Source organism: Cupriavidus sp. 05T41 (assembly GCF_056396525.1).
On record NZ_JBFTLQ010000145.1, the window covers coordinates 1 to 11,379 of the forward strand.

Annotated in this window: 11 protein-coding genes and 1 pseudogene; all 12 read left to right on the top strand. The window is 65.3% G+C overall.

Annotated elements, in window-relative coordinates; genetic code table 11:
• A pseudogene (gene sdhB / locus AC1DKV_RS39085) lies at nt 1-158 on the top strand (succinate dehydrogenase iron-sulfur subunit); the annotation flags it as partial.
• Between the two features lie 79 nt (nt 159-237).
• The gene (locus tag AC1DKV_RS39090; RefSeq protein ID WP_441619291.1) at nt 238-525 is read left to right on the top strand and encodes an FAD assembly factor SdhE; all 288 of its coding nucleotides are present in this window, start codon (nt 238-240) and stop codon (nt 523-525) included.
• A 41-nt stretch (nt 526-566) separates the two neighbouring features.
• Nucleotides 567-1,868, top strand: a complete 1,302-nt coding sequence (gene gltA, locus AC1DKV_RS39095) for a citrate synthase (RefSeq protein ID WP_441619293.1) — start codon at nt 567-569, stop codon at nt 1,866-1,868.
• Between the two features lie 526 nt (nt 1,869-2,394).
• Nucleotides 2,395-3,510 carry a branched-chain amino acid ABC transporter substrate-binding protein gene (locus AC1DKV_RS39100; RefSeq protein ID WP_441619295.1) on the top strand — a complete coding sequence of 372 codons (1,116 nt, stop codon included), beginning with the start codon at nt 2,395-2,397 and terminating at the stop codon, nt 3,508-3,510.
• 143 nt (nt 3,511-3,653) lie between these two features.
• On the top strand, nt 3,654-4,580 hold the full coding sequence (livH, locus tag AC1DKV_RS39105; RefSeq protein ID WP_441619297.1) for a high-affinity branched-chain amino acid ABC transporter permease LivH: 927 nt from the start codon (nt 3,654-3,656) through the stop codon (nt 4,578-4,580).
• A gap of 10 nt (nt 4,581-4,590) precedes the next feature.
• Complete coding sequence (locus AC1DKV_RS39110) at nt 4,591-5,835, top strand: high-affinity branched-chain amino acid ABC transporter permease LivM (protein ID WP_441619299.1); 1,245 nt, start codon at nt 4,591-4,593, stop codon at nt 5,833-5,835.
• A complete protein-coding gene (livG, locus tag AC1DKV_RS39115; RefSeq protein ID WP_441619301.1) occupies nt 5,832-6,626 on the top strand; it encodes a high-affinity branched-chain amino acid ABC transporter ATP-binding protein LivG in 795 nt (264 codons plus the stop codon). The genes AC1DKV_RS39110 and livG overlap by 4 nt, the downstream gene beginning before the upstream one ends.
• Nucleotides 6,627-7,328, top strand: coding sequence for an ABC transporter ATP-binding protein (locus AC1DKV_RS39120; RefSeq protein WP_441643647.1), 702 nt, complete (start codon nt 6,627-6,629; stop codon nt 7,326-7,328). It abuts the gene before it with no gap.
• Nucleotides 7,329-7,604: 276 nt separating this feature from the next.
• Complete coding sequence (leuC, locus tag AC1DKV_RS39125) at nt 7,605-9,014, top strand: 3-isopropylmalate dehydratase large subunit (protein ID WP_441650416.1); 1,410 nt, start codon at nt 7,605-7,607, stop codon at nt 9,012-9,014.
• A gap of 37 nt (nt 9,015-9,051) precedes the next feature.
• Entirely contained in the window at nt 9,052-9,180 is a 129-nt protein-coding gene (locus tag AC1DKV_RS39130; RefSeq protein WP_441619307.1) for an entericidin A/B family lipoprotein, read from the top strand.
• Nucleotides 9,181-9,190: 10 nt separating this feature from the next.
• On the top strand, nt 9,191-9,841 hold the full coding sequence (leuD, locus tag AC1DKV_RS39135) for a 3-isopropylmalate dehydratase small subunit (protein WP_441619308.1): 651 nt from the start codon (nt 9,191-9,193) through the stop codon (nt 9,839-9,841).
• A gap of 41 nt (nt 9,842-9,882) precedes the next feature.
• Nucleotides 9,883-10,950, top strand: a complete 1,068-nt coding sequence (gene leuB, locus AC1DKV_RS39140; protein WP_441619310.1) for a 3-isopropylmalate dehydrogenase — start codon at nt 9,883-9,885, stop codon at nt 10,948-10,950.
• The last annotated feature ends 429 nt before the right edge of the window (nt 10,951-11,379 follow it).

Genomic DNA, 11,379 nt, shown 5'->3' on the forward strand with positions numbered 1-11,379 from the left:
ACCAGGCCACCAGCCAGCGCCTGGACGACCTGAACGACCCGTACCGCCTGTTCCGTTGCCACAGCATCATGAACTGCGTCGACGTCTGCCCGAAGGGGCTGAATCCGACCAAGGCCATCGGCAAGATCAAGGAGCTGATGGTTCGCCGCTCGGTCTGACCGCGCGGTGGTTGTAAGCGGCGCGTCAGTCCGGGCTATCAATATGCAGTCCGGACCGGCGCGCCGGAAGTAGGGACCTATGACCGAAAGTGTTTCCCCCAGTTTCTCCCACCAGGCCGATCCGCACCGGCGTGCGCGACTGCGCTGGCGCGCGCGGCGCGGCCTCCTGGAGAACGACATCATCGTCGAACGTTTTTTCAACCGTTACGAAGAAAGCCTCTCCGACCAGGACGTGGCCGCGCTCTCTGAGCTGTTCGAGCTGAGCGACAACGAGTTGATGGACCTGCTGCTTGCCCGCAAGGAGCTGGACGGTGAGCTCGACACGCCCCCGATGCAGCGCGTCATCTCCATGCTGCGTTCGGTCTGAGTATCGTCAACATTATTAGTCAAGCATTTGAAGGAACCGACATGACACCGTCCGATGTGAAAGCCACGCTATCGTTTTCCGATGGTACCCCCAGCGTTGAGCTGCCGATTTACACCGGTACCGTAGGCCCGGACGTGATCGATATTCGCAAGCTGTACGGTCAAACCGGTAAGTTCACCTACGACCCCGGTTTCATGTCGACGGCTTCTTGCAATTCGAAGATCACCTATATCGACGGCGACAAGGGCGAGCTGCTGTACCGCGGCTACCCGATCGAGCAGCTGGCCACCAAGTGCGATCACCTGGAAACCTGCTACCTGCTGCTCAAGGGCGAACTGCCCAACGCCAAGCAGAAGGAAGAATTCGTCGGCGCCGTGATGAACCACACCATGGTTCACGAGCAGATGCAGTTCTTCCTGCGCGGCTTCCGCCGCGACGCGCACCCGATGGCCGTGCTGACCGGGCTGGTGGGCGCCATGAGCGCGTTCTACCACGACGCCATGGACATCGACGATCCGCACCAGCGCGAAATCTCGGCGATCCGCCTGATCGCCAAGATGCCGACCCTGGTCGCCATGGCCTACAAGTACAACATCGGCCAGCCGTACGTCTATCCGCAGAACGACCTGTCCTACTCGGGCAACTTCATGCGCATGATGTTCAGCACCCCGTGCGCACCGTACACCGTGAACCCGGTGCTCGAGCGCGCCCTGGACCGCATCTTCATCCTGCACGCGGACCACGAGCAGAACGCTTCGACCTCGACCGTGCGCCTGGCCGGCTCGTCGGGCACCAACCCGTTCGCCGCCATCGCCGCCGGCGTGGCCTGCCTGTGGGGCCCGGCTCACGGCGGTGCCAACGAGGCAGCGCTGAAGATGCTCGAGGAAATCGGCGGCGTCGAGAACATCACCGAGTTCATCAAGCAGGTCAAGGACAAGAACTCGGGCGTGCGCCTGATGGGCTTTGGCCACCGCGTGTACAAGAACTACGACCCGCGCGCCAAGCTGATGCGCGAAACCTGCCACGAAGTGCTGAACGAACTGGGCCTGCACAACGACCCGCTGTTCAAGCTGGCGATGGAGCTGGAAAAGATCGCGCTGGAAGACGAGTACTTCGTCAGCCGCAAGCTGTACCCGAACGTCGATTTCTACTCGGGTATCGTGCAGCGCGCGCTGGGCATCCCGACCTCGCTGTTCACCTGCATCTTCGCGCTGGCCCGCACCCCGGGCTGGATCTCGCAGTGGGAAGAGATGATCACCGATCCGGAGTACAAGATCGGCCGTCCGCGCCAGCTGTTCAACGGTGCGGCCAGCCGCGACGTGCCGGATATCGGCAAGCGCTGATCTTCGTCCCGGGCGGCCGTGCGGCCGCCTGTGGCAGCGCAGCAATACCAGACGCCCCGGCTTGCCGGGGCGTTTGTCATTCAAGGCCGAGGTCGGCTTGTGCGTTGCGGGAGGATTATTGCCGGAAAGGTGGCGAAGTCGGCAATTTCCGATGATTTGTGCTGTGGTTATGCCAATATGATCCGCATTAATTGTGCGAATTTGGCGTCAGGCAGGAGGTTTGACCCTATAATGCGGGCTGCTTTGCCGACGGCAGCCGGGCCACCCTTCCGGACTGCGTCGCGGCGAGCGGGGCAGGCGAATCACCTGCGCAATAGAGAACGCATCAACGTTGTCTTCCGAACCAAGGCCCTCCGCCACTGCGGGGGGCTGACACATGCCGGGCCCCGCACACGCTTTCTCTTGTCTTCGTCGGCCCGTCTTCCGCGTCTCGGGCGTCTTCTCGGTAGTAGCTCGCGGGTGTTGTTCGATTGCGCAGGTCATGTCGCCTCAAGCCCATGACCAATAAATAATCGAGGAGCTCCTGATGACGCTGTCCCGTCTTACGTCCATCTCCCTGGCCACCGCACTGGTGGCCTTCGGCGCCGCCGCCAACGCGGAAACCATCAAGATCGCCATCGCCGGCCCCATGAGCGGCTCGGTTGCCCAGTACGGCGACATGGTCAAGGCTGGTGCGCTGACCGCCATCGAACAGATCAACGCGGCCGGCGGCGCCGGCGGCAACAAGTTCGAAGTGGTGCTGATGGACGACGCCTGCGAACCGAAGCAGGCCGTTGCCGTCGCCAACAAGATCGTGAGCCAGAAGATCAAGTACGTGATCGGCCACGTGTGCTCGGGCTCCACCATCCCGGCCTCGGACATCTACGAGAACGAAGGCATCGTGATGGTGACGCCGTCGGCGACCGCGCCGCAGCTCACCGAGAACAAGAAGCGCAAGTTCATCTTCCGCACCATCGGCCGCGACGATCAGCAAGGCCCGGCCGCCGCCCAGTACATCATCGGCAAGGTCAAGCCCAAGAAGGTCGCGATCCTGCACGACAAGCAGTCGTACGGCCAGGGCATCGCCTCGTCGGTGAAGAAGGACCTGGAAGCCGCCAAGATCCCGGTGGCCGTGTTCGAAGGCATCAACGCCGGCGACTCCGACTACTCCGCCGTGATCACCAAGCTGAAGTCGCAGGGCGTGGACTTCGTCTACTTCGGCGGCTACCACCCCGAAATGGGCTTGCTGCTGCGCCAGGCGCGCGAGCAGGGCGTCAAGGCGACGTTCATGGGTCCCGAAGGCGTGGGCAACAAGGACGTGACGGCCATCGCCGGCCCGTCGTCGGAAGGCATGCTGGTCACGCTGCCGGCCGATTTCTCCGCCGACCCGGCCAATGCCGCGCTGGTCAAGGCGTTCGCCGACAAGAAGCGCGACGCCAACGGCCCGTTCCAGATGCCGGCGTACGCCGCGGTCCAGATCATCGGCGACGCCATTGCCGGCGCCAAGAGCACGGACCCGACCAAGGTTGCCGCCTATATGCACAAGAACGCTTTCCAGACCCCGATCGGCAAGGTCGAGTACGACGCCCAGGGTGATCTGAAGTCGTTCAAGTTCGTCGTCTTCACCTGGCACAAGGACGCCACCAAGACTGCTGCCAACTAAGCCGCACTCCGGCTTCGCGCGCCCCGCCCGGAACACCGGCGGGGCGTTTTGGTATCGGGCTGCCGGCCCGGCCGGCCCGCGCTCCACGGCATGACCGCGGCGCGGCGGGGCATTTCCGGTTTCAAAGTTATGGGGCTTCCCGCATGAACGAGTTCCTTCCACAGTTCACCCAGCAGCTGGTCAACGGCCTGACGCTGGGTGCGATCTATGCGCTGATCGCCATCGGCTACACCATGGTCTACGGCATCATCGGCATGATCAATTTTGCCCACGGCGAGATCTACATGATCGGTGCCTATGTGGGCCTGGTGACGCTCACCGCGATCGGCGCGCAGGCGGGCTATCCGCTGCCGCTGGTGCTGGGCGCCGCCTTGCTGGTATCGGTGCTGGTCACCGGCCTGTACGGCTTCGCCGTCGAGCGGGTGGCCTACCGGCCCTTGCGTGGCGGGCCACGGCTGGTGCCGCTGATCTCCGCCATCGGCATGTCCATCTTCCTGCAGAACTACGTGCAGATCGGGCAGGGCGCGCGCGACGTCTCCGTGCCCGTGCTGATCTCCGGCGCCATCGAGTTCCAGATGGGCAGCGACTTCACCGTGACCGTGCCGTATTCGCGCCTGCTGATCGTGGGCGTGACGCTGGTGCTGATGATCGCGCTGACGCTGTTCATCGGCCACTCGCGCATGGGCCGCGCCTGCCGCGCCTGCGCCGAGGACATGCGCATGGCCAACCTGCTTGGCATCGACACCAACCGCGTGATCTCCTTCACCTTCGTGCTCGGCGCGATGCTGGCGGCGGTGGGCGGCGTGCTGATCGGCCTGAGCATTGGCAAGCTCAATCCCTTCATCGGCTTCGTGGCGGGCATCAAGGCCTTCACCGCGGCGGTGCTGGGCGGCATCGGCAGCATTCCCGGCGCCATGCTGGGCGGCGTGCTGCTGGGCCTGGCCGAGACCTTCGCCACGGGCTACATGCCGGCCGAGTACAAGGACGTCGTTGCCTTCGGCCTGCTGGTGCTGATCCTGCTGTTCCGCCCGACCGGCCTGCTAGGCAAGCCGGACGTGGAAAAAGTCTGAGGAGCGCGAGATGAGAAACGATGCATCCATGGGGCAATCCCTCAAGAACGCCATCACCGCGGCCGTCATGACCGCCATCCTCACGGTGCCGATACTCGGGCTGCAGCTCAAGCTCGAAGGCTACAAGGTGGTGTTCGAGCCGCACTGGCAGCCGGTCTGGCTGGCGGTCGGCGCGGTATTCCTGTTCCAGCTGTTCAAGCCGCTGTTCCAGCGCGCCGGCGCCGGCATCAAGCTGCCGAGTGTGCCAGCGCTGGGCGCCGGGCAGCAGCGCAAGGCGATCTGGCTGCTGCTGGCCGTCGGGCTGGTGTTTCCGTTCTTCGGCTCGCGCGGCGCGGTGGACGTGGCCACGCTGGCGCTGATCTACGTGATCCTCGGCCTCGGGCTGAATATCGTGGTGGGCTACGCCGGGCTGCTCGACCTGGGCTACGTGGGCTTCTACGCGGTGGGCGGCTACACCTATGCGCTGCTCAACCAGTATTTCGGCCTGACGTTCTGGGAGTGCCTGCCGATCGCGGCCGGCATGTCGGCGACCTTCGGTTTCCTGCTGGGCTTCCCGGTGCTGCGCCTGCGCGGCGACTACCTGGCCATCGTCACGCTGGGCTTCGGCGAGATCATCCGCCTGCTGCTCAACAACCTGACCAGCCTCACCGGCGGCCCGGACGGCGTCTCGGGCATTCCGAAGCCGAGCGTGTTCGGCATCGAGATGGCGCGCAGCGCCAGCGTGGAGGGCGTGAAGACGTTCCATGAGCTGCTCGGGTGGGAATACAGCGGCGAGCACATGGTGATCTTCCTCTACCTGCTCGCGCTGCTGCTGGTGGCGTTCACGCTGTTCGTGACGAGCCGGCTGATCCGCATGCCGATGGGGCGCGCGTGGGAAGCGCTGCGCGAGGACGAGATCGCCTGCCGCTCGCTGGGCCTGAACCCGACCCGCATCAAGCTGTCGGCGTTCACGCTGGGCGCGGCCTTCGCCGGGCTGGGCGGCGCCTTCTTCGCGGCGCGCCAGGGCCTGGTCAATCCCGAGTCGTTCACCTTCATCGAGTCCGCGCTGATCCTGGCGGTGGTGGTGCTGGGCGGCATGGGTTCGCAGCTGGGCGTGATCCTGGCCGCCATCCTGCTGACCGCGCTGCCCGAGGTGGCGCGCGGCTTCGCCGAATACCGCATGCTGATCTTCGGCCTGGTGATGGTGCTGATGATGATGTGGCGTCCGCAGGGCCTGCTGCCCGCGAGCCGCCCCCATGTGGAGTTGCCGCAATGAGCCAGGCACAGCAAGTACAACAGGCGCAACCGGAACTGCTGAAGGTCTCCGGCCTGCAGATGCGCTTCGGCGGCCTGCTCGCCGTCGACGGCATCGATTTCGACGTGCGCCGCGACGAGGTGTTCGCCATCATCGGACCGAACGGCGCCGGCAAGACCACGGTGTTCAACTGCGTGGGCGGCTTCTACAAGCCCACCGCGGGCGAGGTCACGCTGGACGGGCATTCAATCGCCCGCCTGCCGAGCCACCAGGTGGCGCGCCGCGGCCTGGTGCGCACCTTCCAGAACATCCGGCTGTTCAAGCAGCTCACGGTGGTCGAGAACCTGCTGGTGGCGCAGCACCTGCAGGTGCGCGCCGGGCTGCTGCGCGGCCTGTTCGCCACGCCGGCCTACCGCCGTGCCGAGCGCGAGGCGCTCGAGCGTGCCGCGGTGTGGCTCGAGCGCATGGGCCTGCGCCATGTCGCCAACCGCGAGGCGGGCACGCTGTCCTACGGCCACCAGCGGCGGCTCGAGATCGCGCGCTGCATGATCACCAACCCGCGCCTGCTGATGCTCGACGAGCCGGCCGCCGGCCTCAACCCGCAGGAGAAGGTCGAGCTGTCGCGGCTGATCGACCAGCTGCGCCGCGAGTTCAACATCTCGGTGCTGCTGATCGAGCACGACATGAGCCTGGTGATGGGCGTGTCCGACCGCATCCTGGTGATGGAGCACGGCCGCCCGATCGTGATCGGCAAGCCGGCGGAAGTGCGCAACGACCCGCGCGTGATCAAGGCCTACCTGGGAGAGGACTAAATGCTGAAGCTGGAACAGGTCCATACCCACTACGGCGCCATCGAGGCGCTGTCCGGCGTATCGATCGAAGTGAACAAGGGCGAGATCGTCACGCTGATCGGCAGCAACGGCGCCGGCAAGACCACCCTGATGATGACGGTGTGCGGCTCGCCGCGCGCCTCGAGCGGGCGCGTGCTGTTCGAAGGGCAGGACATCACGCGCATGCCCACCCACGAGATCATGCGGCTCGGCATGGCGATCTCGCCGGAAGGGCGGCGCGTGTTTCCCAGCCTGACCGTGCTGGAGAACCTCAAGATGGGCGGCTTCTTCGGCAAGCGCGACGAGGTCGAGGCGGGCATCGAGCATGTCTACACGCTGTTCCCGCGCCTCAAGCAGCGCTCGGGCCAGCGCGCCGGCACCATGTCCGGCGGCGAGCAGCAGATGCTGGCGATTGGCCGCGCGCTGATGAGCCGGCCGCGCCTGCTGCTGCTCGACGAGCCCACGCTCGGCCTGGCGCCGCTGGTGATCGCGCAGATCTTCGACATCATCCGCACCATCCGCGCGGAGGGCGTCACGGTGTTCCTGGTCGAGCAGAACGCCAACAAGGCGCTGGGCGTGGCCGACCGCGGCTATGTGCTGGAAACGGGGCGCGTGGTGCTGGCCGATACGGGCGCCAACCTGCTGGCCAACGACCGCATCAAGAGCGCCTACCTGGGCGGCTGACCTCTGGCGCTCTTCCCCACGGCGGGGGAGGGCGCCAGCCCCTTTTCGCCATCGGCGAAATCCCCCTTTCGCCAATCACATTACATCGACAGGCCCGATCCGCCCGGGCGGGGCCCGGCCGCGCGGTATCGCTGTGGCATAATCGATTGTGATGTCAAGCATCGCTGCAAGCTGCATTTCCTGCACGCATTTGCCGCGACAAAACCTCCCCGCAAACTACCGCGCGACGCCGCCAACCGTGCAGTACCGAACGGTCCCGGCCCGCCCTCCTGCATCATGGCCAAGACGCTTTACGACAAACTTTGGGATGACCACACCGTGCACGTCGAGGACGACGGCACGACGATGCTGTATATCGATCGTCATCTGCTGCACGAAGTCACCAGCCCGCAGGCATTCGAAGGCCTGAAGATCGCGCAGCGTCCGGTCTGGCGCATCAGCGCCAACCTGGCCGTGTCGGACCACAATGTGCCGACCACCGACCGCACCCAGGGCATTGCCGACCCGGTCTCGAAGCTGCAGGTGGACACGCTGGACGCCAATTGCGATGCGTACGGCATCACCCAGTTCAAGATGAACGACCTGCGCCAGGGCATCGTGCACGTGATCGGGCCGGAGCAGGGCGCCACGCTGCCGGGCATGACGGTGGTGTGCGGCGACTCGCATACCAGCACGCATGGCGCGTTCGGCGCGCTGGCGCACGGCATCGGCACCTCCGAAGTGGAGCACGTGCTGGCCACGCAGACGCTGCTGGGCAAGAAGGCCAAGAACATGCTGGTGCGCGTGGAAGGCAAGCTGCCGCGCGGCTGCACCGCCAAGGACATCGTGCTGGCCATCATCGGCAAGATCGGCACCGCCGGCGGCACCGGCTACACCATCGAGTTCGCCGGTTCGGCCATCCGCGAGCTGACCATGGAAGGGCGCATGACGGTGTGCAACATGGCCATCGAAGCTGGTGCCCGCGCCGGCCTGGTGGCCGTGGACGACATCACGCTCGACTACGTCAAGGGCCGCCCCTTCTCGCCGCAGGGCGTGGAATGGGACCATGCAGTGGCCTACTGGCGCACGCTGCATTCCGACGCAGGCGCGCATTTCGACCAGGTGGTGGAACTGCGCGCGGAAGACGTCCGCCCGCAAGTGACCTGGGGCACTTCGCCCGAGATGGTGGTCAGCATCGAAGACCGCGTGCCGGATCCCGAGAAGGAGAAGGACCCGAACAAGCGCAACGCCATGGAGCGCGCGCTCGAGTACATGGGGCTGCAGCCCAATGTGCCGGTCGACAGCATCAAGATCGACAAGGTCTTCATCGGTTCCTGCACCAACAGCCGCATCGAGGACATGCGCGCCGCGGCGTGGGTCGTGCAGAAGCTGGGCCGCCGCGTGGCCGGCAACGTCAAGCTGGCGATGGTGGTGCCGGGCTCCGGGCTGGTCAAGGAGCAGGCCGAGCGCGAAGGGCTGGACAAGGTCTTCAAGGCCGCCGGTTTCGAATGGCGCGAACCGGGCTGCTCCATGTGCCTGGCCATGAACGCCGACCGCCTCGATCCGGGCGAGCGCTGCGCATCGACCTCGAACCGCAACTTCGAAGGCCGGCAGGGCGCGGGCGGACGCACGCACCTGGTGAGCCCGGCGATGGCTGCCGCGGCCGCCATCGAGGGCCATTTCGTGGACATCCGCCAGCTCGGCTGAACCGCCGGCCCAAGGCAACAATACGCGCAGTCCCATCATGAAACACGCCCTGATCGTCCTCGCATGCTTCGGCATGCTGCAACTCGCCGGCTGCCACACCATGGCCGGCGTTGGCAAGGACACGCAGGCTGTGGGCCGTTCGCTCGAGAACGCGGCCCGCAAGTAAGGAACCGACCATGGACAAGTTCACTGTACACAGCGGGCTCACGGTGCCCCTGGACCGCGAGAACGTCGACACCGACGCCATCATCCCGAAGCAATTCCTCAAGTCGATCAAGCGCACCGGCTTCGGCCCGAACCTGTTCGACGAATGGCGCTACAAGGACGTGGGCGAGCCCGGCCAGGACAACAGCCGCCGTCCGCTCAACCCGGACTTCGTGCTGAACCAGCCGCGCTACCAGGGCGCGTCGATCCTGCTGGCGCGCCGCAACTTCGGCTGCGGCAGCTCGCGCGAGCACGCGCCGTGGGCACTCACGCAATACGGCTTCCGCGCCGTGATCGCGCCGAGCTTTGCCGACATCTTCTTCAACAACTGCTACAAGAACGGCCTGCTGCCGGTGGCGCTGACCGAGTTGCAGGTCGACCACCTGTTCAACGAGACCAACGCGTTCAACGGCTACAAGCTGACCATCGACCTGGACAAGCAGGTGGTGCTCACGCCGGGCGGCGATGCCTATGCGTTCGACATCGCGCCGTTCCGCAAGTACTGCATGCTCAACGGCTTCGACGACATCGGCCTGACGCTGCGCCATGCCGACAAGATCAAGGCATACGAGGCGGAGCGCGTGACGAAGATGCCGTGGCTGAACAACCGCGTGGTCGGCTGAGCCGCCGCAGATCGCCGAAGACAATACAAGGAAGACACAGCATGAAAATCGCAGTCCTGCCGGGTGACGGCATCGGTCCCGAGATCATCGCGGAGGCCGTCAAGGTCCTGAACGCGCTCGACGAGAAGTTCGAGCTGGAAACCGCCCCGGTGGGCGGCGCCGGCTACGAGGCCAGCGGCCATCCGCTGCCCGACGCCACGCTCAAGCTGGCCAAGGAAGCCGACGCCATCCTGTTCGGCGCCGTGGGCGACTGGAAATACGACAAGCTCGACCGCCCGCTGCGTCCCGAGCAGGCCATCCTCGGCCTGCGCAAGCACCTGCAGCTGTTCGCCAACTTCCGCCCGGCGATCTGCTATCCGGAGCTGACGGGCGCTTCGAGCCTGAAGCCCGAGCTGGTGGCCGGCCTGGACATCCTGATCGTGCGCGAGCTCAACGGCGACATCTACTTCGGTCAGCCGCGCGGCATGCGCGAAGCACCGGACGGTCCTTTCCAGGGCGCGCGCGAAGGCTTCGACACCATGCGCTACAGCGAGCCGGAAATCCGCCGCATCGCGCACGTGGCCTTCCAGGCCGCGGCCAAGCGCGGCAAGAAGCTGTGCAGCGTGGACAAGGCCAACGTGCTCGAGACCTTCCAGTTCTGGAAGGACATCGTGATCGAAGTGCACAAGGAATACCCCGAAGTCGAGCTGTCGCACATGTACGTGGACAACGCGGCCATGCAGCTGGTCAAGGCGCCCAAGAGCTTCGACGTGATCGTCACCGGCAATATGTTCGGCGACATCCTGTCGGACGAGGCAGCCATGCTGACCGGCTCGATCGGCATGCTGCCGTCGGCTTCGCTGGACGCCAACAACAAGGGCCTGTACGAGCCGTCGCACGGCTCGGCGCCGGACATCGCCGGCAAGGGCGTGGCCAACCCGCTGGCCACCATCCTGTCGGCGGCGATGATGCTGCGCTACTCGCTGGGCCGCGCCGGGCAGGCCGACCGCATCGAGAACGCGGTCAAGACGGTGCTGGCCCAGGGCTACCGCACCGGCGACATCCTGACGCCGGGCTGCAAGCAGGTCGGCACGCGCGAGATGGGCGACGCCGTCCTGGCGGCCCTGTAAGCGGCGTGCGCCAAGGATCAAGGCAGTAAGTTGAAAAGGCGTCCCATGTGGCGCCTTTTCTTCTGGTTTTCTTTAATTTGTCCCCGATTTCCCGCGTGTGGCACTGCCGCAAAATCGTGTAGACTTTGTCGATGGTCCGAATCTTCCAGTCCCCCTCGACTGCCAGCGCCCTCCTGACTGCTACCCGCAGCCCGGCCGGCCTGGGTTCGCACGGCCACCCGCTTACCGCAACGACGATTAAAACCATTACCAAAACGATCGGCTAGATCGTTCGTCGTGCCTGCTCGTCTTCCCCGCGCAGTCACGTCGGGCGAGGAAAGCGCGGGGAAGTTCAAATCACATCCGAGGTAAGTCATGATTGTAGGTCTCGTCGGTTGGCGAGGAATGGTCGGCAGCGTCCTGATGCAGCGCATGCAGGAAGAGCGTGAT

What these genes read in the sequence shown, in the direction of transcription:
- livG (WP_441619301.1), top strand. Translation starts at nt 5,832, where the DNA reads ATGAGCCAGGCACAGCAAGTACAACAGGCGCAACCGGAACTGCTGAAG.
- AC1DKV_RS39110 (WP_441619299.1), top strand. Translation starts at nt 4,591, where the DNA reads ATGAGAAACGATGCATCCATGGGGCAATCCCTCAAGAACGCCATCACC.
- leuB (WP_441619310.1), top strand. Translation starts at nt 9,883, where the DNA reads ATGAAAATCGCAGTCCTGCCGGGTGACGGCATCGGTCCCGAGATCATC.
- AC1DKV_RS39130 (WP_441619307.1), top strand. Translation starts at nt 9,052, where the DNA reads ATGAAACACGCCCTGATCGTCCTCGCATGCTTCGGCATGCTGCAACTC.
- leuD (WP_441619308.1), top strand. Translation starts at nt 9,191, where the DNA reads ATGGACAAGTTCACTGTACACAGCGGGCTCACGGTGCCCCTGGACCGC.
- AC1DKV_RS39120 (WP_441643647.1), top strand. Translation starts at nt 6,627, where the DNA reads ATGCTGAAGCTGGAACAGGTCCATACCCACTACGGCGCCATCGAGGCG.
- AC1DKV_RS39090 (WP_441619291.1), top strand. Translation starts at nt 238, where the DNA reads ATGACCGAAAGTGTTTCCCCCAGTTTCTCCCACCAGGCCGATCCGCAC.
- AC1DKV_RS39100 (WP_441619295.1), top strand. Translation starts at nt 2,395, where the DNA reads ATGACGCTGTCCCGTCTTACGTCCATCTCCCTGGCCACCGCACTGGTG.
- gltA (WP_441619293.1), top strand. Translation starts at nt 567, where the DNA reads ATGACACCGTCCGATGTGAAAGCCACGCTATCGTTTTCCGATGGTACC.
- livH (WP_441619297.1), top strand. Translation starts at nt 3,654, where the DNA reads ATGAACGAGTTCCTTCCACAGTTCACCCAGCAGCTGGTCAACGGCCTG.
- leuC (WP_441650416.1), top strand. Translation starts at nt 7,605, where the DNA reads ATGGCCAAGACGCTTTACGACAAACTTTGGGATGACCACACCGTGCAC.